Source organism: Actinomadura rayongensis, assembly GCF_009831215.1.
In the GTDB taxonomy this organism is placed as follows: domain Bacteria; phylum Actinomycetota; class Actinomycetes; order Streptosporangiales; family Streptosporangiaceae; genus Spirillospora; species Spirillospora rayongensis.
Window position 1 is genome coordinate 468,215 of record NZ_WUTW01000002.1, and the last position, 25,966, is coordinate 494,180.

Genomic DNA, 25,966 nt, shown 5'->3' on the forward strand with positions numbered 1-25,966 from the left:
GATCGTCCGATCCCCGCCCGTCCCACCCGGAGCCGATGAACAGCAACCCGATGTACATGGAGTACGTCGACGACGCCGATCCCCAGCCGGCGCGTCGGCGTGGCTGGCGCATCCTCGGCTGGATCTCCGTCGGCCTGTCGGCGGTCACCGTGGCGGGGGCGCTCACGACGTACGGGATCTACCGCAACGCCCTCGGCAACATCGCCCACGAGGACATCAACGCGAGCGTCGGCCCGAACCGGCCGAAGAAGCTCAACAACGCGATGAACATCCTCGTCCTCGGGTCGGACACGCGCGCGGGCGCCAACGCCAAGTACGGGCGCGGGATGAAGAACGAGCCGCCGCGCTCGGACACGATGATCCTCATGCACCTGTCGCCGGGCGGGAAGTCGGCGATCGGCATCAGCTTCCCGCGCGACCTGCTCGTGCCCATCCCCGCCTGTAAGACGCACGGCGGCGGGATGAGCGCACCGGCGAGCCGGGCGATGATCAACTCGTCGTTCACCACGGGCGGCGCGGCCTGCACGATCAAGACGATCGAGTCGCTGACCGACATCAAGATCGACCACTTCGTGCAGCTCGACTTCACCGCCGTCAAGAACGTCACCAAGGCCGTGGGCGGAGTCGAGGTCTGCCTGCCGCAGGACGTCAACGACCGCGACTCCAAGCTCCACCTCACCCGGGGCAAGCACGTCATCAGCGGCGACACCGCGCTGGCCTACGTCCGCAACCGGCACGGGCTCGGCGACGGCTCCGACACCCAGCGCATCAAGCGGCAGCAGAAGTTCATCGGCTCGCTCGCCAACAAGATCCTCAGCGCCGGGACGCTCAGCAACCCGTCAAAGCTGATCAAGCTCCTCAACGCGACGACCCAGAGCCTCGTCGTCGACAAGGAGCTGAACGACGGCGAGATGATGCAGCTCGCGCAGAGCATGTCCGGGCTGTCGTCGGGCAAACTGCGGTTCGTGACCGTCCCGTCCGGGCCGGACCCGTCCGACCCGAACCGCGTCGCGTTGTCGTCCACCGCCGGGACGTTCTTCACCGCGATCCGCAACGACAAGACCGTCCCGGCGCCCGTCAAGAGCACCCCGACGAAGATCCTGCCGAGCCAGGTCTCGGTGCGGGTCTTCAACGGCAGCGGGATCCCGGGCCAGGCCAACCGCGTCGCGACCGACCTCAAGGCCAAGGGCTTCCAGGTCACGGTCGGCGGCAACGCTTCGCCCACGGCGAAGACCAAGGTCCTGTACGGTTCTGGAGCGGACCAGCAGGCGGCGACGCTCGCCGGCCAGATCCAGAACGCGCCGGGACCGAAGGCGTACGCGTCGGCGGCGGCGGGCGTGGTGAACCTCGTCGTCGGGCGCGACTGGAACGGCCTCAAGGGCGCCCAGGCGGGCATTCCCAAGCAACAGGGCGAGATCAAGGCCAGCGACAACATCTGCAAGGGGGCCTGACCCGCGGCGTGGCCCGGTGACGGGGCGGCGCGGCGGCGATGGCCGGACGCACCGACGAGGAGACCGGCTCCCCACCCCATGACGTACGACACGAGGCCGACGGCCACCCCGCAGCCCAGGCGACCGTGGCCCGGCGACACGCCGGGCGACGCCTCCGCGCCCGCCGGAGCCGAACCGGAGGCGCACGCGCCGCCCGGCCCGGCCGCGGCGGGAGACGGCGGCGCCGCGGCCCCGCGTCCGCGGCGCAAGGAACGGGACCCGTTCTTCGACAACGCGAAGTTCCTCGCGATCCTCCTCGTGGTGGTGGGGCACTCGCTGGCCAACCTGCTCGATGTGCCGGTGGCCAAGGCGCTCTACATCTTCATCTACATGTTCCACATGCCGCTGTTCATCGTGATCACCGGCTACTTCTCGCGGAACTGGACGTTCGCGGGCGGCAAGGCGCGCAAGCTCATCACGAACGTCGGCGTCCCGTACGTCGTGTTCGAGACGGCCTACTCGCTGTACGACTGGCTCGTCGGACGGCACAACCTGGAGATCAGCCTCCTCGACCCGTACTTCCTGACGTGGTTCCTGTGCGCGCTGTTCTTCTGGCGGCTGTCCACGCCTGTGTGGCAGCAGATCCGCTGGCCGCTGGCCGTCGCGCTCGTGTTCTCGCTCCTGTCGTACATGAGCCACCTCGGCACCACGTTCGACATCCACCGCGTGATCGGGCTGCTGCCGTTCTACGTCCTCGGCCTGATGCTGAAGCCCGACCACTTCGAGCTGCTGAAGAAGCCGCAGGCGCGGATCATCGGCGCGGTCGTGATGCTCGGCGGGCTCGCCGCCGCGTGGGTCGCCAAGGACCGCATGAACCATTCGTGGGTCTACTGGAAGAACCCGAACAGCTTTTTCGGCGTGGACAACGTCACCGGGACCGCGATGCGGCTGGCGATGTTCGCGGCGGCCGTCGTTCTCGTCGCGGCGTTTCTTTCGCTCGTCCCGAAACGGCGGACGTGGTTCACCGGGCTCGGCGCGACGACGCTGTACGCCTACCTGCTGCACGGCTTCGTCACGCGGCTGCTGCAGTTCACCGGCTGGTGGGGCGAGCCGTGGATGCACACCGTCCCGGGGACGTTCGCAGTGATGGCCGGGGCGCTGGTCGTCGGGACGTTCCTGTGCTCCACTCCGGTCGTCCGGCTGATGAGCTGGGCGCTGGAACCCAAGATGACCTGGGCGTTCACCGGGCTGCGCCGGCCCGCGCTGACCACCGCGCGCACCGCGCGGCACGCCGCTCCCGCCAAGGACCGGGAGCCGGTCGGCTCGGGATCGCCGCGTCCGTGACGGCCGGTACGGTCCATGTCGGACATCCACCGGACGGACGGGAACCTCGCCGTCAGTCCTCGATGGCCGCTTAGTCACAAGTCGGCGACAACGCCGAAGTCCGCTTCCGGACAACCGCTAGCATCGACAGGTGTTCCGAGAACCCCCGCGCAGCAGGCAGTGGGCGCCGCATGCCGGAGTGCGTGAACAGATTTGAGGTTCGCGCGCTCCGCCTTCGGGGAGGCACCTCGGCACGAAGAAAGGACAGCTTCATATGGCGACATTCACGCTCGATGACGTTCGGCAACGAACGTATAAGGCGCGTGACGCGTGGTGGACGGTACTGCTGGTCGATCCGCTCGCCTCCCGGCTCGTCCGCTTCACCGCCAACCGCACCCGGATCACCCCGAACCAGCTCACCGTCGGCGCGCTGCTGCTCGGGCTCGGTGCCGGGGCGTGCTTCGCGGTCGCGACGTGGCCGTACCTGCTGATCGGCGCCCTGCTGTACCACCTGTCGTTCACGCTCGACTGCATGGACGGCAAGATCGCGCGGCTCAAGGGCACCGGGTCGATCTTCGGGGCGTGGCTCGACTACATCTTCGACCGCGTCCGCGTCCTCGCGTGCGCCTGCGCGCTGATGGGCGGGCAGTACGGCCGGACGGGCAACGTCGCGTACCTGTGGGCGGCCGTCGGGGTGGTGTTCCTCGACATGCTCCGCTACATGGACGCGCTGGAGATCTACAAGGTCCGCAACCAGATGCGCGGCAAGATGCGGGCGGCTCAGGAGGAGGCGGCCGAGCTGGAGCTGGCCGTCCGGCGGCGGCGCGGCGAGGAGGAGCCGGCGAGCACGCTGCAAGACGCCTTCCAGTCCGCCGCGCTCCAGCCCGACCCCGAGGCCGACATGGAGGAGCGGGTCGTCGGGGACAACCCGAACGCCGCCCTCCAGCAGGGCTTCAACAAGCGTTTCCCCTGGTACGCGCGCATCCGCAACGCGCTGCTGCGCGGCCGGATCCGTCCGCACCTGATCAGCGGCATCGAGTTCCAGATGGGCGTGTTCATCGTCGCCCCGCTGATCGCGGCGGCGCTGCCCGGTGCGATCATCCCCGTCACGGCGGTGTCCGCGGTCGGGATGCTGACGTTCGAGCTGATCATCATCTACAAGTTCTGGCTGTCCACCAAGGACTACGGCCGCTCGATGGGCAAGCTGGAGCGCCGCATCACCGACGCGCGCGCCGAGCTCCCGCTGGACGAGAGCACGCCGGTGGCCAGCACGAGCTGACCCGCCGTCCCGCAGAGACGCCCGGCCCCCATGGGGACCGGGCGTCTTCGCGTTCAGCGTCCGCTCGGCTCGGCGGGCTCGTGCTCGGCGAGTTCGTCCGGTTCGGGTTCGGGCTCCTCGGCGGCGGCGGGCTCGGCCGTGGCGGGGTGCGGAGCCTGGAAGAGGGCGAGGCCGAGGGCCAGGCAGGCGAACGGGACGGCGGGCAGGACGTAGCGGTAGTCGAAGTCGGCCGTCGCGGCGGGGATGACCAGGAGGGCCAGGCCCACGCCCCAGGGCAGCATCGGCACGCGGATCCAGTGCAGCAGGGCCGCGCGGTTGCGGCGGCGGCCGGGCCAGCGCAGGCGGGTCAGGGGGGCGACCAGCCCGGCGAGGAAGATGAGGCCGAGGAACGTTCCCGGCATCCGCATGTGCGCCTGGTAGTTCAGCATCCGGCCCGCCCACGGCTGGACGACCCGTGATTCCCCGCTGCCGTTCGGTGCGTACAGCTCGGCGGTGAGCATCCGGGCGTCCGGCCAGCTCTCGCCGCGCGGGAACTCGTAGGAGAGCTGCGTCCACGGCGTCGGGTAGCGCGGACGGCCCCAGGTGAAGCAGCGCATCGTGTCGCGGAGGACGACGTGGGCGTAGTCGCCGGGCTGCGCGAGGATGGCGCGGCGGGCGAACTCGCTCGCGAGCGCGTTGCCTTCCTTGTTCGTCACACCGTCGGGGTATTGGCGGAACGGGGACGCGTTCGTCCACATCACCTGGTAGGCAGGGGCGATGCGCGGGTCGGTGAGGTGGGGGCACAGGACGGCCAGCTGCGGGTCCGGCTTGATCACCGAGCAGTCGGCGAACGACGCGACCCGGCCGTAGAGGAAGATGCCGTTCGTCTCGGACATCGCGAACGAGCCGTGGACGGACTGGAACCAGAACATGTAGCCGACGACCGGCGCGGCGAACGCGGCCACGGCGGCGACCACCGGGCGCCAGCCCGCGCGGCGCAGCACGAGCGCGAGGACGATCAGCGCGATGAACGGAAGCCCGAGCGTGCGGGTGATGGCCGCGCCGCCGAGCAGGAGGCCCGCGAGCAGGGCCGCCCACCACGGCGTCCGCCGCCGCCACAGGACGAGGACGAGCGCGCCCATCAGCAGGAACGTGAAGCACGTCTCGGCGAACAGGCCGTGTTCGAGCGAGACCTCGAACGTCGACAGCAGGAACGGGAGGGTCAGCGCGGCGGCGATCAGGCCGGGCAGCCAGCGCCGCCACGCGAGCCGTCCGGAGCCGTCCGCGAGGGAGAACCGGCGCCGTCCGGCCCGCCACAGCAGCGTGTAGAACATCACGGCGGTGAGCAACCCCAGCAGGTGCTGGACGGCGACGACGAACGTCAGGTCGTGGACGGGCCGCAACAGCCGGAGGAAGACCGAATATCCGCTCGGCCGGACCGCGTTCGGATGCAGCGCGGCGGCGTCGTGCAGGTAGTCGATGGAGTCGCCGAACCAGAGCGGTCCGGGATAACCGAGGACGGCCACGACACGGATCGCGGCGGCGACCGCGAGCACGACCGCGAACGGCAGATGCGCGACGGCGAGACGACCCGACGCGGCGGCGCACCGCCGCGCGCGTCCCAGAACCGCCCGCACCGTGTCGGACCCGGGGAGAATGCGCGGCATCACCCCTGCGACCCTACCCAGGCCGGCGCCCGCAGGAGTCCGTCACAGCGAACGGCACGCGAGAACGTATTTTCCGGATACCGTCCGCCGGTCGAACCCCGCCAGACCGCCCGGCCGCAGCGGCGGCGACCGGTGCCACGCGAGCACGCACGCCACGTGGTAGCGGTCGGCGATGCGCTGCCGCTCCTGCGGGGTCGTGCCTTTGCGGAAGAACGTCTTGACGTCGCGCGTCCGCTCGTCCTCGTTCACGAACGGGTACGGCCAGCCGGGCTGCACGCTGAAGGCGCCGCGCGCGTTCACGACCCGCCGCGACCACGACCGCGTGCTGATGACGACGCTGCCCGGACGGATCAGCGGCGTCAACGCGTCGTACGGGGAGGCGGACTCGCGGACGTTCCACTTCTTCGCGACGGCCGCGTCCACATGCCCGACCCGGACGAGCCCGCCCACGTTCGCGACCACCCCGACGAGGCAGAACAGGACCGCGACCGCCCCGTAGGCGAGCCGGACGCCCGTCCTGCGCGCCGCCGTGCCCAGCCGGATGGCGAGCGCGATGTGCAAGGGCAGCAGCACCACCGGGATCACCCGCCCGAACCCGTAGTTCCCGAGCACCAGCACGCCCACGGCCAGCACGAGCACGGCCCCGAGGAACAACGCCTGAAGCTCCCGGCCGAGAACGCGCCGTCTCGCGAGCACCAGGGCGGGCACGCACACGGCGGCGAGGCCGTAGCCGGGCAGCCCCCAGTCGCGGATGATGTCGGCGATCAGCGGACGATGGATCTCGGAGAAGTCGCCCGACGCGCCGAGCAGCGTCGTGATGTCGGACCACGGCCACAGCAGCGCGGCCAGACCGGCCACGACGGCCGCGACGAGCAGCCAGCGCACCGAGCGCCAGCTCGTCAGCGCCGCGCGGAGCCGGTGCGGACGGCACAGCGCGAACGCCGCCACCCCGATGATCGTGTTGATCGCGGTGAACGGGTGGATCAGCACGACCAGGAACCCGAGGGCGCCGATCAGCGCGGGCCGCCGCCACCCCGCCGGACGGTCCAGCCAGGTCAGCGTCGCGTCCCAGATGAACAGCATCAGCGCGGTCGCGAGCGTGCTCGGGTAGCTGAGCGTCCACGACAGCGAGTACAGGCCGAGGAAGCCGCTCCAGTCGCGCGGTTCGGTCCCCCACAGCAGCAGCCAGAACACCACGGTCAGGACGGCCGGGAACGTCCCGGCGCGGCGGCCGACGAACCGCCAGACGCCCGCCAGGAGCAGCACGATGTTGACTATTCCGGCGATCTCCAGCAGGGTCCGCGCGGACACGCCGTGCCCGGCGAGCGCCAGGAACACCATGTACGGCGAGTAGTACGGGCTGCCCTCCGCCGCGCCGACCATCGGGTCGCGCGGGTGCCAGGGATTCCGCTGCAGCTCGTCGATCGTCGCCAGGTGGAGCCGGAAGTCGCCCGCCCACTGGTGCTGCAGTGTCACCGCGACGGCCCAGAGCACCATCAGCCCGGCGAGCACGGCGTACGGGCCGCGCCACCATGGCGCGGCCCGCGTATCCGGTTCGTCGGGCTTTCCCGGGGTCCGGCCCCGCGTGATCGTCCCCGTCCGACCCGATGATCTTTCCCCCGTCACGGTCGCCAGGTTATCCCCGCGTCATCGTCTCCCGGGCGGGGAGCGGCGCGGTCGGCGTGGCCGCGGCGGACGGGCCCGCGGCGAGCAGTTCCGTCCACTGCCGGCAGACCTCGTCCAGGCCGTATGCAGCGACGACCTGCTCCCGGGCGAACGCGCGGTCGGCCTCCCACGTCCCGCCGGCGACCGACGCGCTGATCGACGCCGCCATCGACGCCGTGTCGGAATGGATCCAGCGCTCGTCGTAGATCGTGTCGGCGCCCGGCCAGTTCCGCACGACCGGCACCGCGCCCGACGCCATGCCCTCGGCGGGCGCCAGGTGGAAGCTCTCGTCGTCGCTGGTGGACAGGACGAACCCGATCCGCCGCAGCCACGCCGCGACGTCCCGGCCGTAGGAGTCGAACACGACCCCGCCCGACAGCAGCGGCGAGCGGCGGATCCGGCGGAACACCTTCTCGTAGTGGGCGCGCTCCTCCGGCTTGCGCCAGATCCACCAGTAGTCCCACGGGAGCTTGGACTTCACGAACAGCGTGAAGCGCGGGTCGTCGCGGCGCAGCTCCTCCATCACGTCGAGCGCGAGGTCGAGGCGCTTGCGGGACGGCGCGATGCCGATGACGCCGAGGTGGTGCTCGGCGCCGAGCAGCTTCGGCCGGTCGAGCTGGGTGTCGTCCACCCAGTTCGGGATGACGGTCACCTTCTCGGCCGGCCAGCCGGTGCGCGACAGCGTCAGGTCCCGGTAGTGCGGGCTGACGCAGATGACCTGGTCGACGGCGTCGATGTCGAGCTGGCCGGGCCAGTCGGCGTACAGCTCGAACCGGTGCAGCCGGACGACCAGCCGCTGCCCGGGCCGCTTGCGCTCGGCGTACCAGAGGGCGTTCGGCCCGCACCACTCGCAGATGATGACGTCCGCCCAGTCCAGCAGGGCGTGGCCGCGCTCGGCGTCGTGGGCCTTCAGCGCGGACCAGTGGTCGACCTGGATCTCCATGTCCGGCCGGGACTTCAGGTAGTCCATCAGCCGCGTGAAGAACTTCAGGTCGTGGCTGGCGACGCCGACGCGCAGCTTGCGTCCGGCGGGCGCGGCGCCGAGGACGGCCTCCGACGGCTCCGGGAACACCTGCCGGACGTAGGAGCGCAGCCGCGCGACGGCCGCGTCGAGCGTGTACTCGTCGGCGGCGGCGCGGCACCGGCGCGCGGCGAGCGCGTGGATCCGCGGGTCGGCGCGGACGGCGGCGAGCACCTCGACGACGTCGTCCTCGGTCGCGACGAACAGCGGGTAGTCCGCGCCGAACAGCCGCTCGTGCATCGGCGTCCGGTTGACGACGACGGGCACGCCGAGCAGCCCGCACTCCAGCAGCTTGGTGGACAGCTCCAGGCCCGCGTCCAGCTCCGGGTGACGCCAGGACAGGCCGATGTCGCAGCCCGCGGTGATCCGCATCGCCTCGGCGCGCGGGTGCCCGCCGTGCCGGACGACGCCGGGCGCGGACGCCAGCGCGTTCTCCATGCGGTCGGCGTAGGACGGGTCGTCCGGGTCGTCGTGGATCTTGTCGCCGACCATGTGGACCTCGGCCTCGACGCCGCGCTCGGCGAGCCGCGCGGGCAGCCGCGTCATCTCCAGCGTGTTCCAGCGCGGCGCGAACTTGCCGGTGTAGACGAGCCGCAGCGGCCGGTCGCCGACGGGGGCGCCGTCCTGGGCCGGGACGAGCCGGTCGGGCAGTACCGCGACGGGCGGGAACAGCACGCTCTTGCCCGCCGTCGCCGGGACGGCCGTCTCCAGGAAGCCGCGCAGCTCCTCGGTCTGGCACAGCAGCAGCCGGGACGCGTCGGCGATCCGGCCCAGCTCGGCGGCCTTGGCGGGCGACATCTCCGGCGCGGACTGCGGGATGTCGGTGAGGTAGGTCCACAGCCGTCCGGCGAGCGGCCCGGCGGCGAGCTTGGCGGCGATGCGGTGGCCGCGCACGACGACGAGGTCGAACGGCGCGGCGGCGTCGAGCTCGGCGAGGACCCCGGCGGCCCAGCGCGGCGGCATCGGGATCTTCGCCGGGATGCGGCCCTCGGCGTGCGGGCTGTGGATCGTCACGCCGGGCAGGGCGCGCAGCGGGTCGACGAGCCGTCCGGTGCGGATCGGCGCCTTGAGGACGAACGTCACCTCGCATCCGGCGCGGGCGAGCGCCTGCACCATGCCCTGTGCCCAGACGGCGGAACCGTCGATGAGGTTCAGATCGACGTCGCCGTAGACGAGGGCGCGTGGTCGCACGGGGTCTCCTCCCGATCGGGGTCGTAGGCGGCGAGCTGCTCGGGGCTCGTGAGGACGGCGTCCCAGTCGAGGACGGCCAGAGCGGGCGGAGGGTTCTCTCCGAACAACAGGATCGGGATGTTGCGCCCCCGGGCCGCGCGACGCAGGTCGTGCAGCGCGCGGTCGCGGTCGAACTGGCCGGGCACGCCGAGGTAGGCCCAGGGGCCGCCGGGCGCGCCGGCGCCGACGTCCACCAGGAGCACGTCCAGGTCGGCGTCGGCGAGGACGACCCGTCCGTCGTGCGGATAGACCGGAACGATCCGGGCGTGCTCGGCGAGCACGGCGGCCGTGTCGGGCGCGAGGACGCCCGCGACGATCGGGCCGCGCACCGGACCGTGCAGCGGCCCGGCGACGAGCAGCCGATCCTCGGCGCGGGCCGGCTCCTCGAACCGGGCGCCGCCGCTGCGCGTGCCGTTGCCGCTGCTCTGGACCGGCTCGTGCCGTTCCTTCCACAGCCGGAACAGCTCGCGGGGCAGCTTGGCGCCGCGCTTCTTCGGGGCGCGCGCCGCGTTCGCCACGATCCGCCCGAAGCGGTAGGTCGTGGAGCCCTCCAGGGCGGCGAGCCGCCGCTCCAGTTCCGTCAGGCGCTGCTCGCGGTCGCGCAGGGCGGCGCGCAGCCGCGCCGCCCGGTGCCGTTCGCGGGCCGCCTCGACGGCCGGATCCTCGGGCGGTTCGGGCTGGTCAGCCACGGGTGAACTCCATGATCACGTCGGCGATGCGGGGGCCGGCCTGGCCGTCCCAGAGCGGCGGGGTGCGCAGCGGCGCGGCGGAGTCGGCCGGGCGTCCGGCGGCGAGCGCCTTGCGGGCCTCGGGGACGAGTTCGGCCGGGGCGACGAGCCGGTTGGTGCCGTGCGAGATCGTGATCGGCCGCTCGGTGTTGGGCCGGACGGTCAGGCACGGGACGCCGAGGATCGTCGTCTCCTCCTGCAGACCGCCGGAGTCGGTGACGACGGCGGCGGCGCCGCGCACGGCGGCGAGGAAGTCCAGGTAGCCGAGCGGCTCGCGGACGTGCAGCCGCGGGTGCCGGTCCAGCCCGGCGGCCAGCAGCGCGGCCCGGCCGCGCGGGTGGACGGGGATGACCACGTCGGCGAGGTCGGCGACGCCGTGCAGGTGGCCGACCAGCTCGGCGGCGGTGGCCGGGTCGTCCACGTTGGCGGGCCGGTGCATCGTCGCGAGGACGTAGCGCTCGGGCAGGTTGTGCTCGGCGCGGGCCCGCTCGGTGTCGAACCGGTCCAGGTTCGCGAGCAGCGTGTCGATCATCGGGTTGCCGACGAGGTGGATCCGGTCGACCGGCACGCCCTCGTTGGCCAGGTGCCCGATCGCCTCCGGGCTCGTGACCAGGCAGAGGTCGGCGAGCTGGTCGGTGAGCCGTCGGTTGACCTCCTCCGGCATCGTCATGTCGAAGCTGCGCAGGCCCGCCTCGACGTGCGCGACCGGGATGTGGAGCTTGGCCGCCGCGAGCGCCGCCGCGACGGTGGAGTTGACGTCGCCGTACACGACGACCAGGCGCGGCGCGCGGGCGACGAACTGCTCCTCCAGCCCGACCAGCAGCGCCGCCGTCTGGGCCGCGTGCCCGCCGGAGCCGACGCCGAGGTTGACGTCCGGCTCGGGCAGCCCCAGCTCGGTGAAGAAGATCTCCGACATGCGCTCGTCGTAGTGCTGGCCGGTGTGGACGACGGCCTGCGCCGCCCCCCGTCCGTCCAGCGCCCGCACGACCGGGGCGGCCTTGACGAAATTGGGCCGCGCCCCGAGGACGTGCAGGACGGTCCCACCGTCGCGTGCTCCACTGCCGTTCTGAGCCATCAACCGTTCCTCGAAGTCGTCTGGAATTCCCCCGGTCATCGTAAGTGATGCCATCGGGCACTAGAGAATTCACCTAACGCGACGTGACGAGAACGTGAACAAGGAGGGAAATGAGGAGGCCGGTTGGCCTCCTCCGGATCGGGTGATCTAACGTCCAGAAGAGGACACCGGAAATATCGGGGGCGTCTGCGACCCCGAACACGCGAAGGGAGAGACCCGATGGATCTCGTGGTCGTCGGGCTCGGATACGTCGGTCTGCCGCTGGTGCGCGAGGCGAGCGCGGCGGGGCTGACGACGGGGGGCCTGGAGCGGAACGAGGCGGTCGCGGCGGGGCTGCGGGCGGGACGGTCGCACGTCGACGACGTCAGCGAGGCCGACATCGCGGCGATGCTCGCGGCGGGGTTCACGCCCACGACGGACGAATCGGTGCTCGACGGGGCGCGCACCATCGTGATCTGCGTACCGACGCCGCTGTCGCCGGACGGCGGGCCGGACCTGTCGGCGGTGCGGGGCGCGGCGGAGACCGTCGCCGAGCACCTGTCGCCGGGCGCGCTGGTCGTGCTGGAGTCGACGACGTACCCGGGGACGACCGACGAGGTCGTCCGGCCGATCCTGGAGAAGTCCGGCCTGTCGGCGGGAACCGACTTCCACCTGGCCTTCTCGCCGGAACGCATCGACCCGGGCAACGCGGTCTACGGCGTCCGGAACACCCCGAAGATCGTCGGGGGGCTCACGCCGGACTGCGCCGCCGCCGCGGCGGCCTTCTACGGCCGGTTCGTGGACACGGTCGTGCAGGCCAAGGGCACACGCGAGGCCGAGATGGCCAAGCTGCTGGAGAACACGTACCGGCACGTCAACATCGCGCTGGTCAACGAGATGGCGGTCTTCTGCCACGAGCTGGGCATCGACCTGTGGGACGCGATCGACTGCGCCGCCACCAAGCCGTTCGGATTCCAGGCATTCCGCCCTGGACCGGGCGTTGGCGGACACTGCATCCCGATCGACCCGAACTACCTGTCGTACAAGGTCCGCTCTCTCGGGTACCCGTTCCGGTTCGTGGAGCTGGCCCAGGAGATCAACGACCGGATGCCGCGCTACGTCGCCGAACGGGCTCAGCACCTGCTCAACGACGAGGGACGCGCGATCAACGGCGCCCGGGTGCTGCTGCTCGGCGTGACGTACAAGGCCGACATCGCCGACCAGCGCGAATCGCCGGCCCGTCCGGTGGCGCGCCGGCTCGCCCGGCTGGGCGCCGACCTGGTGTTCCACGACCCCTACGTCACCGACTGGGAGGTCGACGGGACGTCCGTGCCGCGCGTCGAGCTGGACGAGGGCCTGGCCACGGCCGACCTCGCGATCGTCATCGCCGACCACCGCGAGTACACACCGGAACTGCTGGCCTCGGCACGGCAGCTTTTCGACACGCGGGGCCGCACTCGGGGCCTTTCCGCGCCGACGGTGGAAATGTTGTGACCGTGCGGTCTTCAAACGTCGTCCACCCGGCGGACACCCACTCTTTGCGCTTTCTTTCCGCGCGCAGGGAAGAGTCCGCTACACGGGCTGACGGAAACTTTTCCGGAGTGAGGCAATTGCGGGTCTGTGTTTGCACGGTCGTGCATCACCCCGAGGACGCCAGAATTCTTCACCGGCAGATTCGGGCGTTGCTCGACGCGGGCCATGAGGTCACTTACATCGCGCCGTTCCGCGCCTGCCACGTCACGCCGTGGCGGCAGATCAGCCCGGTGGACGTGCCGCGCGCGACGGGGCGCAAGCGGTTCGGCGCGGTGCGCGCGGCCCACCGCGCGCTCGCCGAGCACGCCGCCTACGCCGACGTGGTGCTGCTGCACGACCCGGAACTGCTCGTCGGGCTGCCGCGCTCGGTGCGCCGCCGGACGGTCGTCTGGGACGTCCACGAGGACCTGCCCGCCGCGCTCGCCGGCAAGGGCTGGGTGCCCGGGCCGCTCGTCCCGCTGCTGCGGCCCGCCGTCCGGCGCGTGGAGCTGCGCGCCGAGCGGCGGCACAGGCTCCTGCTCGCCGAGGAGGCGTACCAGGACCGGTTCCGCGAGCGGCACCCGCTCGTCCCGAACACGACCTACGTGCCCGAGGTGCCGCCCGCGCCGCCGGGCGAGGGACGCGTCGTCTACGTCGGGCAGCTCTCGGTCGCGCGCGGCGGGCTCGACATGATCGCCGCCGCGCGGCTGCTGGCGCCCGAGGGCGTCACGGTCGAGCTGATCGGCGCGGCCGACCCGGACGTGCGGCCCGCGCTGCGCGACGCCCAGCGCGCCGGGGTGCTGCGCTGGTACGGGTTCGTCCCGAACGACCGCGCACTGCGGATCGCCGAGGGCGCCACCGCCGGGCTCGCGCTCCTGCACGACGGCCCGAACCACCGGCACTCGATGCCCACCAAGGTCATCGAGTACATGGCGCGCGGCCTGCCCGTCGTCACGACGCCGAACCCGGCCGCCGCCAAGCTCGTCGAGGAGGCCGGCGCCGGGTTCGTCGTGCCCTACGGCGACCCGGAGGCCGTCGCGGACGCCGTCCGCAAGCTCCACAACGACGCCGAGCTGCGCGCCGACCTCGGCAAGCGCGGCCACGAGACCGCGCTCGCCCGCTACCACTGGCCGATCCAGGCGGAGTCGTTCGTCGCGCACCTGGAGAGCTGGGCCGCGCGCACGGCGACGTCCGCCGCCCCGGTCATCCCGGAGACACCCCACCCCGGCACTCAGGCAGGCGCCCTCTGACCCACCCGCGCCCAAGCCTGCACCGAACACCGCCGACACGACCCACCCTGCGCGCAGATTGAGCAGCGCGCCGCCGCGCGAGGCCGAGACCCGGTCAACCGCCGCGGACGCGCGTCCGGCGCGCTCACCGGTCGCAAGGCCAAGCACAGCCTGCGCGCGGCGATGTGATCAGGCGCTCGACGGGCGCAGGGAGACGAGCGCGGCTCGACGTGCGCGCGGTATCGCGATCAGCACGCTCGCCCGACGCGGGAAAGCGCAGCACGGGCTGTGCGCGGCGTCGTGGCCAGAGTGCTCGGCCGGCGCAGGGAGGGGGACGCAGTTCGACCTGCGCTTGGATCGCGATCGGGTGCTCGGTCGCTGTGGGTTGGTGGGGCGCGGCTTAGTCTGCCTGCGGGGTTGTGCGGGGGTTGGTCAGGGCGGTGCCGGTGGTCGGGTGGGTGGACGTTTTCGGGGCGTCGCGGGTGCGGAGGCGGGCGGCCACCGCGCGGGCCAGGCGTACTGCCGCGCCCTGGGGGCGGGACGCCTGGACCACGACGATCGTGCGGTCTACGCGGAGTGCGACCGTGCCCGTCATCGCGCCCAGTTCGTAGGCCTCGTCCGCGCCCACGTCGCCGCGTCGCCGGGCCTGTGCCTGGACCGACTGGAGGGCGTCCAGGAGGCCGGACGCGGCGCCGCCGTCGGGCGCGACCCAGCGGACCGACACGACGAGCGGGCTTTCGCCCCAGCCGCCGGCGGGGGCGTTGCGGCGCGGTTCGTTCGGTGTGTAGACGCATGAGGCCGGGCGCGGCAGCTTCACCTCGCCCACCGCCACCCGTTTGGGTTCCGTCGTGTGGGCCGGCATCCGGGCCGCCGCCAGTTCGGACCTGGTGAGCAGCGCGCACGCGTCCGGCCAGTCGCGCGGCGGGACGCCGCCCAGTTCCGGCGGGCCCGGACGGTCCGGGCCGCCGCGCAGCGCCACCAGCCGGGCCGCGCCCGTCGGCCGGGGCGCGGCCTCGGGCACGGCCGCGTACAGCAGGCCGCCCGCCGCCGCCAGCCAGGGCCGTGCGCCGTCCAGCGCCGGGTCCAGGACGAACGGCGCGGGCACCGACCGGACCGTCCCGTCGCCGGGCGCGACCACGTCGATCCCGGCGGGCAGCAGCGCGTCGGCGAGCCGGGGGCGCAGCGCGTAGACCGTGCCGCCCGCCGCTGCGAGCGCCGCGTACGCGGGCGCCGCCCGGTCCCAGAGGACGTGCCCGGAGCGTGTGTCGACCGCCGCGATCCGCGCGCTCCGGACGCCGTCGGCGCCGGGGTCGGGCTGATAGGCGACGACGAGCGCGTCCCGGCCGGACGGAGCCGCCGGGCACATTCCGTCGCCGCACACGTCGCCGTCCCAGTGGGCGAGTTCGGCACCGTCCGCAGAGAACGCGCGGAGCGCCGTGCCGTCGGCGGCGAGGACGGTCCCGCCACGCACCGCGACCGCCGGGGCCTCCCCCGCCGCCAGCGTCCGCCGCCACCGCTCCCGGCCCGTCGCCGGGTCCAGGACGAGCAGCCGCGCTCCCCCGGCGCAGTCCAGCGCGACCGCGATCGTCGACTCCTCGGCGTCGGCGGCCTGCGCGGCGTCGGGGAACAGTCGGCAGCCCGCGGGCACCGGCAGCCGCCAGCGCCGCTCCCCGTCGGCCGCCGACCGGCCGTAGAGCGTCGCGCGGTCGTCGGCGGCCGTCAGGACGATCCCGGACCCGGCGGGCCAGCGCAGCGTCGCCCGCGCCGCCGACGCCGGACGGTCGCCCGTCCGCCGCCACAGAATCCCGCCCGAGAGCGCGTCGAACCCGACGGTCTGGCGGTCGGCGCGGTGCCCGTCGCGCTCGAACGCCGCGACGATCCGCGTCCCGGTGGCGGCCCACGCGACGAGCGTCCACCCGGCGCGGCGGTAGCTCCAGCGGGCCGCGCCGGTGCGGGCGTCGCGCACGTCCAGGCCGCGGCCGGACGCCGCGACCGCCTGGCCGAGCGCGACCGCGTACGCGACCGTCCCGGCGGCCCCGGGCCGGACCCGTTCGGACCGCTCCCAGCTCACCGCGAGCGGCCCCGGCGGCGGCCCGACCGGGCGCTGCGCCGCGACCGGCGTGTCGCTGACGGTGTGCCGCACCTGCCACCACTCGGCGCCGAGCACGAACCGGTTCACCACGGCGGCGGTCGCGGCGGTGGCGGCGACGACGGCGAGGAGCCCGGCGATCAGGCGGCGGCGTCCCACCGGCCGAGGGGACCGGCGCACCGCCACGTCCGCCGCCTCCCTCCCGTACCGTTGCCGCGAGAACACCCCTCCACCCTGCCCTGTGCGCGCGCCCGGCGCGACACAACCCCGATCAGTACGGACCATTCCATGCAGAACTTCACGTCCTGGCGGACCTGGGACGAGGCCCGCGCCGACCTCCCGGACCCGGACGCACTGGACGACGCCGCACGCGCCGCGCTCGCCTGGCACGGGGACCAGACGCGTCCGACCGGCGTCCCCTACGTCGAGCACCTGCTGGAGGCACTGGAGGCGCAGGTGCGGGGCGCGGGCGTCACCGACCTCGGCGTGCTCGCCGCGACGCTGCTGCACGATGTGGTGGAGGACACGTCCGCGACGATCGCCGACGTGGAAGCCCGCTTCGGCGCGGACGTCGCCGAGCTGGTCGACTGGGTCACCAAGCCTCCGGCGGGCGGCGCCGGACGGCAGGCCAAGCGCGCCGCGAAGGCCGCCTACCTGCGGCGGCTGCGGGACGCTCCGTGGCGGGCCGTGCAGGTGAAGCTCGCCGACCGGATCAGCAACGTCCAGCGGCTCGACCAGATGCCGCCCGACTTCCAGCGCCGCTACTACGCCGAGACCGTGACGTACGTCATGCCCCTCGCGCCCCCGGACTCCTGGTACGCGGGCTGGTACGCCGAGTGGTCCCGGCAGTACGCTCACCTCCGCTGACGAGGAGGCGCCATGGAACGCGAATGGGTGGCCGAAGAGAGCGTCGTCGTGCGGGCCAAGCCCCGGACGGTCTACGCGGCCGTCGCCGACCCCCGCCGGATGCCGCGCTGGAGCCCGGAGCTGTTCGCCGTCTGGATCCGCGCGAAGGGACGCAAGTTCGTCGGCTTCAACCGCATCGGCTGGCGCGTGTGGTTCACCGACTGCCACGTGACCGTCGCCGAGCCTGGCCGCAACTACGCGTTCCGCGTGACGAGCTTCGGGCTCCCCGTCGCGGTGTGGGGCTTCCGCATCGAGGACATCGGCGACGGCTCCGTCCGGCTCGCCCAGTACTGGGAGGACCTGCGGCGCGACAACCGGGGCGCCGGGTTCGTCTCGCTGCTCGGCCGCGTCTTCACCGGCGTGAACGCGCCGGACCGCGCCGCGCACAACCGCGTGGGGATGCGGGCCACGCTCGCGCGGATCAAGGCGGCCGTGGAACGCGCCGCCTGACGCTCGGCGGCCACCGAATAAGCTTGCTCTTCACGCCTTTTCGCCAAGGAGCAGCGCGCCATGCCGTCGCCGGTCAAGGACCAGGAGATCGCCGCCGAGCAGCGGTACGTCGACCAGGCGTACGCGCGGCTTGAGGAGATGCGCGCCGAGGCGCAGGCCCTGCTGCGGGAGGGCTACCGGCAGTCGCTGGCCGGCACCAAGGGCTCCCTGGTGGACCGGGACGCGATGGTCCACCAGGCCGCGCTGCGCGCCCAGGCCCTCGACATCGCCGACGACGGCCTCGTCTTCGGCCGCCTCGACCTTGCCGGCACCCGACCGACCGCATCTCCCCGACCAACCGACCCCGACCAACCAACCGGCCCCGACCGACCTCTCGGCCCGGAAGAAGGCGCGGTCCGGATCGAGAACGGGCGCGAGGTTCGCTACATCGGGCGGATCGGCGTCCGGACGGGCGAGCACGACTCCCTCGTCATCGACTGGCGCGCCCCCGCCGCCGAGGACTTCTACCGCGCCACCCCCGAGGACCCGCGCGGCGTGATCCGGCGGCGCGTCCTGCACTCGCGCGGCCACAGCGTCGTCGACCTGGAGGACGACCTCCTCGACCCCGACGCCGCCGACGGCCTGACGATCGTCGGCGACGGCGCGTTCCTGGCGTCGCTGGCCCGCACCCGCGAGGGCGCGATGCGCGACATCGTCGCGACGATCCAGCGCGAGCAGGACGAGGTCATCCGCGCCCCCGCCGACGGGACCGTGCTCGTCCGGGGTGCCCCCGGCACCGGGAAGACGGCCGTCGCGCTGCACCGCGTCGCCTACCTGCTGTTCCGGCACCGCCGGCGGTTCGGGTCGCGGGGCGTGCTCGTCGTCGGCCCGAACCGCCGGTTCACCGCCTACATCGAGCGCGTGCTGCCGTCGCTCGGCGAGGGCTCGGCGTCGCTGCGATCCCTCGGCGACCTCGTCCCCGGCGTCACCGCGACCGTGCACGACACCCCCGAGCTCGCCCGCCTGAAGGGCGCCGAGACCATGATCCCGGTGCTGCGCCGCGCGGTCGCGGACCCGGCGCCGGACGCCCCCGGCGAGCTGCGCGTCGTCTACCGGGGCATCGTCGTCGCGCTGGACCGCGCCCGGCTCGACCGGCTCCGCGCCGACCTGCACCGCCGCAACCGGGGCGCGGTGAACGGCGCGCGCGGACGGGTCGCGGGCGCGCTGCTGGACGCGCTGTGGCAGGTGTTCTGCGACGCCGGGGGCCGCAGCGCCGCCGAGGAGGCCGCGCAGGAGGACGGCTCGGCGGTGTGGGGGGCGCTGCTCGCCGCCGAGGGCCTCGGGGAGATCGACGCGCCGTCCGACCGGGGCGGCGCGCGGCCCGCCGCCGGGAGCCGCGCCGACTTCGACGCGCGCGTCCGGGGGCAGCGGGCGTTCACCGACTTCCTCGTCGCGTGGTGGCCGATCCGGCGGCCGGTGGACGTCCTCGCCGCGCTGGGCGACGCCGACCGGCTGCGCCGTGTGGCGGGTCGCGAGGTGGAGCGTTCGATCGTCGCGCCGCTCGCCGCGTCGTGGGCGGACCTTCCCGGCCGCGCGAGCTACCAGGACGTCGCGCTGCTGGACGAGCTGGACGCGCTGCTCGGCCCGCCGCCCCGTCCCGCCCGCCGTCCGGCCGACGAGGACGACCCGTTCGTCGTGGACGGCGTCAACATCCTCACCGGCCAGGAGGTCGCCGCCGAGGACGACGCCGACCCCGACTTCCGCGAGGTCACCAGCTCGATCGAGCGGCTGGAACGCGCCCGCCGGGTGGACGACGGCGTGGTCGAGGAACGTCCCGAGTACGGTCACATCGTCGTGGACGAGGCGCAGGACCTGTCCCCGATGCAGTGGCGGATGCTCGGCCGCCGGGGCCGCCAGGCGAGCTGGACGGTCGTGGAGGACCCGGCGCAGTCGGCCTGGGAGGACCTGGACGCGGCCCGGCAGGCGATGGAGGCCGCGCTCGGCGGCGGCGCGACGGGCCGGGCGGGCAAGGCGCGCCGGGGCCGCAAGCCGCGCCGCGAGGAGCCCCGCCGCACCCGCCACGAGTACGAGCTGACCACGAACTACCGCAACTCGACGGAGATCGCGGCGGTGTCGGCGCGGGTGCTCGCGCTGGCGCTGCCCGAGGCCCGTCCGGCGCGGGCCGTCCGCACGTCGGGCATCGAGCCGCGGATCCGGGTCGTCCCGGCCGGGGAGCTGGCGGCGGCCGTCCGCGCGTCGGCCGAGCGGCTGCTGGACGAGGTGGACGGCACGATCGGCGTGATCGTCCCCCTGCCCGACGGCGCCGACTGGACCGACGAGGTCCGCGCCCGGCTCGCCGACGGGCTGCCCGAACGCGTCCAGGTGCTGGACGTCCTGGAGGCCAAGGGTCTGGAGTTCGACGCCGCCGTGATCGCCGCGCCGGAGACCGTCGCCGCGCAGTCCCCGCGCGGCCTGCGCGTCCTCTACGTGGCGGTGTCACGCGCGACGCAACGGCTGGACGTCCTCACCGCCGAGGACGCCTGGGCGGACCGGCTCAGATGATCGGGGGACGGCCGGTGCGGGTCATCCGCCAAGCCGTCTTCCACGAGATCGGCCGGCGCGGCCCGGCGGGTTTGCGCCAGCCCTCGGCGAACCCGGCGAACCACGGCTTGAGCGCGCTCGGCCGCCGCTCGCGCAGCACGGTCATCGCGATCCAGATCGCCAGATACGTCAGCGCCAGCGGCCACGGCAGGTTGCGGCGCGCCAGCCACACCCGGTTGCGCGCGTTGTAGCGGTAGAACATCTCGTGCCGCGTCGGCAGCACGGACGGGTGGAACATCACCGCCGACGCGTCGTACACGATCCGGTAGCCCGCGTTGAGGATCTGCCAGGCGAGGTCGGTCTCCTCGTGGGCGTAGAAGAAGTCCTCCGGGAGGCCGCCGCCCGCGTCGAACGCCGTCCGGCGGACCGCGCACGCGCCGCCGAGGAACGTCGTCGCCGCCGAGGACCGCTCGGGGTCCCCCGCCCGCAGCCGAGGGACGTGCCGCCGCTCGCCCCGGCCGCCCTCGGGGTCGCGGACGCGGAACGACACGACGCCGAGCGTCGGGTCGGCGGCGAACCGGTCCCGCAGGTGCGCGCCGAGCCGCGTCGACCGGTACCAGCCGTCGTCGTCCAGGAACAGCACGATGTCGCCCGACGACGCCTCGACGCCCCGGTTGCGGCCCGCCGGGATCCCGACGTTCTTGGGCAGCCGGACGAGCACGACCCGCTTGTCCTCGAACACCTCGTCGTCACCGGGCCGCCAGTCGCCCGGGACGCCCTGCCCGACGAGCACGACCTCGATCTCGACGTGCTCCTGCTCCAGGGCGCTGCGCACCGCGCGCGCCAGCTCGGCGGGCCGGTTGCCCATCGTCAGCACGACCACGCTCAACAGGCCGCTCGCACGGTCCGGGGGAGTGCCGATCTGGTCCTGCGGGGTCGTCAAAACGGGCCTTTCAGTTCAATCTCCGGGAGGCGAGAATGCTGACGAGGTGCAACAGCGTCTGCAGGACCGCGACCACTGCGACGACCACGGCGAGGACCCGCATCGCGGCCGGGGTGTCGGTGCCGAGCAGGACGTCCAGGACGGCCGCCGCGAGGATCAGCAGCGACAGCTCGACCGCGCCGATGATGCGGTGGAACTTCAGCATCGACGCGGCCTGGCGGGCGAGCGCGATGCGCGTCGAGCGGGGCCGCAGCGCCCGGTCGCCGCCGGTCGGATCGGCCGGCAGCCCGGACTTGGCGCGCGCGACCACGACGTTGTCGGTCTCGGCCTTGATCAGCGCCGCGCCGAGCGCCGCGAGCAGCCCGAGTTCGACGTAGCCGCCGGTCGTCCAGTCGCCCTGGGCGGCGAACCCGAGCCCGGTGAGCAGCGCGACCTCGGACAGGTAGTGGCCGATGCGGTCGAGGAACACGCCGCCGACCGACGTCTGCCGCAGGTAGCGGGCGACCTCGCCGTCCACGCAGTCGAGCAGCAGGTAGAGCTGGATCAGGACGGCGCCGCCGAGCGCCGTCCACAGCGCCGCCGTGCCCGTGGCGGGCAGCGAGACGACGAACCCGGCGAGCACGCCGCTCACGATCATCAGGTAGGTGAGCTGGTTCGGGGAGAACCCGACGCGCAGCGCCGCCCACGCGAAGTACGGCGACAGCGCCCGCATGTAAAGGCGCCCGGCCCAGTGCTCCTCGTTGCGGCGATCCTTCAGGCCCGGCGGCTGCCCGTGCCGCCGGACGTCGGCGACCCGGGCCGTCCGGCGGGACGGCCGCGCGTCCGGCGCCGCCTCGCGGTCAGCCTCCATGCGCCTGGACATACTCTTCCACCGCCTTGCGCGTCGCAGCCTCGTCGAGGTCGAGATGCTCCAAGATCGTATAGCGGCCGGGGCGGGTGCGCGGAGCGTACCGGACGGCCGCCGTGAACTCCTCGGCGGTGAGGCCGACGTCCTCGGGCAGCTTCGGCAGGCCGTGCCGGTCCAGGCAGGCGACGATGTCGGCGAGACGGTCCGCGCCGTCGCCGAGGTGCGTCGCGCGCAGGTGGTAGCAGAACGCCGCGCCGATCCCCGCCAGCTCGCCGTGGTTGGCCGTGCCGGGGTAGAGCTGGTCGATCGCGTGCAGGATCTCGTGGTCGCCGCCGGACGCGGGTCGCGAGTCGCCCGCGAACGACATCGCCAGCCCCGACAGCACCAGGCCCTCGGCGAGGACGGTCAGGAACCGGTCGGAGTCGATCGTCCCGGGCTGGTGCAGCAGGGCCTCGGCGGCGGTCCGCGCGACGGTCAGCGCCATCCGGTCGATCTGCTCGCCCACGTTCTCGGACGCGAGCAGCCAGTCCTCCACGGCGGAAAGGTTGCTGACCACGTCCCCGATCCCGGCCCGGACGAGCCGGGGCGGCGCCGCGTGGACGTAGTCGAGGTCCACCACCATCGCGAGCGGCATGACGACACCGAACGACCCCTTGCCCTTCTCATGGGTGAGGGACGCGACCGGCGAGCAGATCCCGTCGTGCGACAGGTTCGTCGCGACCGACACCATCGGGATGCCCGACAGCGTCGCGGCGTACTTGGTGGCGTCGATGGTGCGTCCGCCGCCGATCCCGACGACGGCCTCGTACGACCCGGCGCGCAGCTTGGAGCCGAGCGCGACCGCCGCGTCGACCGTGCCGCTCTCCACCTGGAAGACCTCGCAGGCGGCCAGCGACGCGCGGACGTCGTCGGCGATCTTCTCGCCCTGCCCAGGGCCGACCGCGATGGCGACGCGGCCCTCGGTGGCGATGCGGCGGTCGGCGAGCAGCTCGCCGAGGCCGACCACGGCGCCGCGCCGGACGTCGATGGACAGCGGCGCGGTGAGCATCCGTGTCAGCAGGGGCATGGGCCTCCCTCTCGGCGCGCGGCCGGGAAACGTCGTCCGTGCGGTCCGGTCCGGGACGCGGCGGCGCCCCGGACGCGGGTCAGTAGGTCTTGGCGATCGTGCGGGCCTTCGCCAGGTCGTCGTGGTTGTCGACCTCGACCCAGGCCACGTCCCCGATCGGCGCGACGGCGATCTTCGCGCCCCGGTCGACGTACACCTGGTAGCCGTCCTCGTAGTACTGGTCCGGGTCGGCCTCCCAGGTCGCCTTGAGGGCGTCCGCGAGGGCCTCGGCGGCGGCGGGCTCGATGAGCGTCGCGCCGATGTACTCGCCGGCGGCGTCCGCCGGGTCCATGAGCTTGGTGATGCGGCTCAGGTGGCCGGCGTCGTCGAGGATGACCTTCATCTCCTCGTCGGCGAGCTTCTTGACGTCGTCCACCGCGAGCAGGATGTCAGGGCCGCGGTTGGCGAGCAGGGTCTTCTCGACACTGACCGGGTGGACGGTGTCGCCGTTCACCATGAGGACGCCCTTTTCGAAGTGCTCCCGGGCGAGCCACATGGAGTAGGCGTTGTTCCACTCCTCGGCCTTGTCGTTGTGGACGAGCGTGATGGACACGCCGTACCGCTCCTCCAGCGCCGCCTTGCGCTCCTCGACGGCCTGCGCGCAGTAACCGACGACGATCACGATCTCGGTGAGACCGACCGCGGACAGGTTGCCGAGGGCGATGTCGAGGATGGTGGTGTCGCCGTCCACCGGCACGAGCGCCTTCGGGAGCGTGTCGGTGTAGGGCCGTAGTCTGCGGCCGGCTCCCGCCGCCAGCACCATCCCGATCATGCTTTCCCTTCCTCACGGTCGATCGTCATGCCGCCGTCCCGACCGGCCCGCGCCCAGGTGCGGACGCTCGCGGCGGCGAACACCACGCCAAGGTAGACGGCGAGGGAAGCGTACGCGAACGGAAGATGCCCGAAGAGGCCCGCGAAGGCCGCCGCGAGCATCCGGCCCTCCCAGCCGAGTCCGGCGAGGACGGCCCGCTCCGGCGTCCGGAGCCCCTGGCGGGCGCGGTACACGATGTCGTGGTGGTGGAACGCGAGCACGGCGAGCAGCACGAAGATGAACGGCGGCCGAACGCCCTGTGCGAACCCCAGGACAGCGAGGTAACCATACTCGATCGCGCGCACGATGGGCGGGACAAGCCAGTCGATGCGCCCATCATGGGCATGCCCGGCGGCCGGGCCGGTGAGCAGCAGGACGACCACGGGAGCGAACAGCGCGACCCCGTGCTCCGCGCCGATCCCGGCGGCGAGCAGCACCGCCGTCGCGGCCAGCGCGACGAGCGCGCCGGGCAGCGGCGGAATCTGACCGCGCGCCGCGCGCCCCAGCGCCCGGCAGAGCGGCCCATCATCACGCTGGCTGAGCACAGCGGACACTGCGGCGGTCATCGCACGACCCCCGTCACGACGGCGAGCCCAGCAGAGGTCGCGGCGGACGCGGACGCGGGCGCGACGGACGCGGGCGCGACGGACGCGGAGGGCGAGGCGAGAGCCGTGGGGACGAGCGCGGGAGTGGGCGCGACGAGCGCGACGGCGAGCGTTGCGGGAGCGGCGGGCGTGGGAGTGGGCGTGGTGGGAGTCATCGGGTGGCCATTCGGGCGGTGGATGGGCGGCGGGCGGGCGAGCGGGCGAGGCGCGCGGCGAGGGCGTAGGCCGCCGCTACGGCGTTCCAGGCGACCAGTACCGCCAGGGCGCGGCGGGCGTCGGTCGCTGCTGCGAGCATCGCTACCAGCACGAACCGCTCTCCGGACGGCAGGACGATCAGGCGCCGCAGCCAGTCGCCGCCCGGTTCGGGGACGGTCGCGTCGAACGGGTCCACGATCGACCGCGCGCGGGGGCCGCGCGGGGCGCGCACGGCGATCAGTTCCCGGACGGCGGGCAGCACCAGGGCCGCCGCCGCGAGCCGCCACACGCCGGGGTCGGCGGCGCCGACCGCCAGGCCCGCGTAGGCGAGGGCCTCCTTGCCCCGGTCGGCCGTCGCGTCCAGCCAGGCGCCGAACGGGGTGGCGGTGCCGGTGTAGCGGGCGAGCTGGCCGTCCGCGCAGTCCAGCGTGAACGCGACGAGCAGCAGCGCGCCGCCGACGACGAGTCCGGCGCGGTCGCCGCCGGAGAACCAGAGCGCGGCGAGCGCCGCCGCGACCGCCGACAGGCCCGTGACGGCGTGCGGCGTCAGGCCCCGTCCGGCCGCCCACCGGACGAAGCGCGGGCTGAGCGCGCCGACCGCGCGGGCGGGCAGCGACCCGTCGTCGCGGCGGACGGCGGCGGCGAGCCGGGCGGCGTCCTCGTCGGCGGCGGCGACGGCCCGCAGCGCCGCGCGCGCCGCCTCCCCGGTGCGCGGGCGCAGGCAGGGCAGCGCGCCCGCCGGGCACGCGGTCACCGGCTCCCCCGCCCGGACGAGCCCGACGAGCAGCAGCGGCACCGGGTCCTGGACGCGCAGCACACCGTCGTCCACGAGCCCCGCGATGCGGTCGGCGAGGACGGCGAGGAAGCCCGCCCGGTCGCCGGAGACGTAGAGCGCGCCGGGGAAGCCGCCGTCCGGGGCCGTCACGCGGTGCGTCGCCGAGCCCGCCGCGACCACGAGGCCCGCGTTCGTGCGGACCGGGACCGTTCCGTCGGCGGGCGGGACGGTCAGCGCGCCCGCGCCCCGCGCCGCCAGCAGCCGGGCCAGCACCTCATCACCCGTCGCGAGGTCGCCGGGCAGCACCGCGAGCCCGTCATGCGCCGTCCGCGCCAGCCGCGCGATCTCCCGCAGCACGGCGGTCTCACCGGCGCACTCGGTCACGGCCCGGCCGGCGGCGCGCAGCGCCCGCGCGACGTCCGGACGGGCCAGGACGCGCTGGTCCGGTACGTTGAGGACGGCGAGCCTGCCGGCGAGGGCGTCCACCAGGCCGGTCAGCGCGGCCGGGTCGGCGTCCCGCGCGGTCGCGACGATCACGGCCACGGTCATCGGCGCCTCCGCCCGGCGGTCTCGTCGCACACGGATGCACAGCGTAGCGGTTCG

Annotated in this window: 21 protein-coding genes; 8 read left to right on the forward strand and 13 right to left on the reverse strand. The window is 73.6% G+C overall.

The genetic code is table 11. The features are described from left to right. Positions 1-35 precede the first annotated feature (35 nt). The 3 genes from GQ466_RS11520 to GQ466_RS11530 all read left to right on the forward strand — a co-directional run bounded on the left by GQ466_RS11520 (position 36) and on the right by GQ466_RS11530 (position 4,032). On the forward strand, positions 36-1,451 hold the full coding sequence (locus GQ466_RS11520; RefSeq protein ID WP_237417851.1) for an LCP family protein: 1,416 nt from the start codon (positions 36-38) through the stop codon (positions 1,449-1,451). Between the two features lie 78 nt (positions 1,452-1,529). Then, positions 1,530-2,774, forward strand: coding sequence for an acyltransferase family protein (locus GQ466_RS11525; protein WP_161102865.1), 1,245 nt, complete (start codon positions 1,530-1,532; stop codon positions 2,772-2,774). A gap of 253 nt (positions 2,775-3,027) precedes the next feature. After that, entirely contained in the window at positions 3,028-4,032 is a 1,005-nt protein-coding gene (locus tag GQ466_RS11530; RefSeq protein ID WP_161102866.1) for a CDP-alcohol phosphatidyltransferase family protein, read from the forward strand. Positions 4,033-4,085: 53 nt separating this feature from the next. Here the strand turns inward: GQ466_RS11530 and GQ466_RS11535 are convergent, their stop codons facing one another. Genes GQ466_RS11535 through wecB form a run of 5 tightly spaced genes read right to left on the reverse strand, consistent with a single transcriptional unit; the run spans position 4,086 to position 11,397 of the window. Continuing rightward, entirely contained in the window at positions 4,086-5,678 is a 1,593-nt protein-coding gene (locus GQ466_RS11535) for a glycosyltransferase 87 family protein (protein WP_237417950.1), read from the reverse strand. A gap of 42 nt (positions 5,679-5,720) precedes the next feature. Further along, positions 5,721-7,304: a hypothetical protein gene (locus tag GQ466_RS11540; protein WP_161102867.1), complete on the reverse strand. Its 1,584-nt coding sequence runs from the start codon at positions 7,302-7,304 to the stop codon at positions 5,721-5,723. 10 nt (positions 7,305-7,314) lie between these two features. Continuing rightward, complete coding sequence (locus GQ466_RS11545; protein ID WP_337193425.1) at positions 7,315-9,555, reverse strand: glycosyltransferase; 2,241 nt, start codon at positions 9,553-9,555, stop codon at positions 7,315-7,317. Further along, a complete protein-coding gene (locus GQ466_RS11550) occupies positions 9,516-10,283 on the reverse strand; it encodes a hypothetical protein (RefSeq protein ID WP_161102868.1) in 768 nt (255 codons plus the stop codon). The genes GQ466_RS11545 and GQ466_RS11550 overlap by 40 nt, the downstream gene beginning before the upstream one ends. After that, a complete protein-coding gene (wecB, locus tag GQ466_RS11555; RefSeq protein ID WP_161102869.1) occupies positions 10,276-11,397 on the reverse strand; it encodes a non-hydrolyzing UDP-N-acetylglucosamine 2-epimerase in 1,122 nt (373 codons plus the stop codon). The genes GQ466_RS11550 and wecB overlap by 8 nt, the downstream gene beginning before the upstream one ends. 219 nt (positions 11,398-11,616) lie before the next feature. On the opposite strand from wecB, the gene GQ466_RS11560 reads away from it, so the two are divergent. Both GQ466_RS11560 and GQ466_RS11565 read left to right on the forward strand, forming a co-directional pair. Beyond that, on the forward strand, positions 11,617-12,870 hold the full coding sequence (locus GQ466_RS11560; RefSeq protein WP_161102870.1) for a nucleotide sugar dehydrogenase: 1,254 nt from the start codon (positions 11,617-11,619) through the stop codon (positions 12,868-12,870). A 116-nt stretch (positions 12,871-12,986) separates the two neighbouring features. After that, entirely contained in the window at positions 12,987-14,138 is a 1,152-nt protein-coding gene (locus GQ466_RS11565; protein WP_161103841.1) for a glycosyltransferase, read from the forward strand. Between the two features lie 379 nt (positions 14,139-14,517). Here GQ466_RS11565 and GQ466_RS11570 read toward each other — a convergent pair whose 3' ends face one another. Beyond that, positions 14,518-16,365, reverse strand: coding sequence for an outer membrane protein assembly factor BamB family protein (locus tag GQ466_RS11570; protein ID WP_161102871.1), 1,848 nt, complete (start codon positions 16,363-16,365; stop codon positions 14,518-14,520). A 129-nt stretch (positions 16,366-16,494) separates the two neighbouring features. Here GQ466_RS11570 and GQ466_RS11575 point away from each other — a divergent pair, with 129 nt between their 5' ends. From GQ466_RS11575 to GQ466_RS11585, 3 genes are read left to right on the forward strand one after another with little or no spacing between them, the layout of a single operon-like run. Beyond that, on the forward strand, positions 16,495-17,073 hold the full coding sequence (locus GQ466_RS11575; RefSeq protein WP_161102872.1) for an HD domain-containing protein: 579 nt from the start codon (positions 16,495-16,497) through the stop codon (positions 17,071-17,073). Positions 17,074-17,085: 12 nt separating this feature from the next. Next, positions 17,086-17,562: an SRPBCC family protein gene (locus GQ466_RS11580; RefSeq protein WP_161102873.1), complete on the forward strand. Its 477-nt coding sequence runs from the start codon at positions 17,086-17,088 to the stop codon at positions 17,560-17,562. 60 nt (positions 17,563-17,622) lie between these two features. Further along, a complete protein-coding gene (locus GQ466_RS11585) occupies positions 17,623-20,103 on the forward strand; it encodes a HelD family protein (RefSeq protein ID WP_161102874.1) in 2,481 nt (826 codons plus the stop codon). On the opposite strand, the gene GQ466_RS11590 is transcribed toward GQ466_RS11585, so the two are convergent. From GQ466_RS11590 to GQ466_RS11620, 7 genes are all read right to left on the reverse strand, one after another. Beyond that, on the reverse strand, positions 20,096-20,950 hold the full coding sequence (locus tag GQ466_RS11590) for a glycosyltransferase family 2 protein (protein ID WP_161103842.1): 855 nt from the start codon (positions 20,948-20,950) through the stop codon (positions 20,096-20,098). The two genes, GQ466_RS11585 and GQ466_RS11590, sit on opposite strands and share 8 nt — an antisense overlap. An 85-nt stretch (positions 20,951-21,035) precedes the next feature. Continuing rightward, the gene (locus GQ466_RS11595) at positions 21,036-21,875 is read right to left on the reverse strand and encodes a CDP-alcohol phosphatidyltransferase family protein (protein WP_161102875.1); all 840 of its coding nucleotides are present in this window, start codon (positions 21,873-21,875) and stop codon (positions 21,036-21,038) included. Then, complete coding sequence (locus tag GQ466_RS11600) at positions 21,865-22,938, reverse strand: iron-containing alcohol dehydrogenase family protein (protein ID WP_161102876.1); 1,074 nt, start codon at positions 22,936-22,938, stop codon at positions 21,865-21,867. The genes GQ466_RS11595 and GQ466_RS11600 overlap by 11 nt, the downstream gene beginning before the upstream one ends. Before the next feature lie 79 nt (positions 22,939-23,017). Further along, positions 23,018-23,749, reverse strand: coding sequence for a phosphocholine cytidylyltransferase family protein (locus GQ466_RS11605; protein ID WP_161102877.1), 732 nt, complete (start codon positions 23,747-23,749; stop codon positions 23,018-23,020). Further along, complete coding sequence (locus GQ466_RS11610) at positions 23,746-24,354, reverse strand: DUF5941 domain-containing protein (protein ID WP_161102878.1); 609 nt, start codon at positions 24,352-24,354, stop codon at positions 23,746-23,748. Before GQ466_RS11610 ends, GQ466_RS11605 begins: the two co-directional genes overlap by 4 nt. Then, the gene (locus tag GQ466_RS11615) at positions 24,351-24,548 is read right to left on the reverse strand and encodes a hypothetical protein (RefSeq protein ID WP_161102879.1); all 198 of its coding nucleotides are present in this window, start codon (positions 24,546-24,548) and stop codon (positions 24,351-24,353) included. Before GQ466_RS11615 ends, GQ466_RS11610 begins: the two co-directional genes overlap by 4 nt. Next, on the reverse strand, positions 24,545-25,912 hold the full coding sequence (locus GQ466_RS11620; RefSeq protein ID WP_161102880.1) for a CDP-alcohol phosphatidyltransferase family protein: 1,368 nt from the start codon (positions 25,910-25,912) through the stop codon (positions 24,545-24,547). The genes GQ466_RS11615 and GQ466_RS11620 overlap by 4 nt, the downstream gene beginning before the upstream one ends. Between the last annotated feature and the right edge of the window lie 54 nt (positions 25,913-25,966).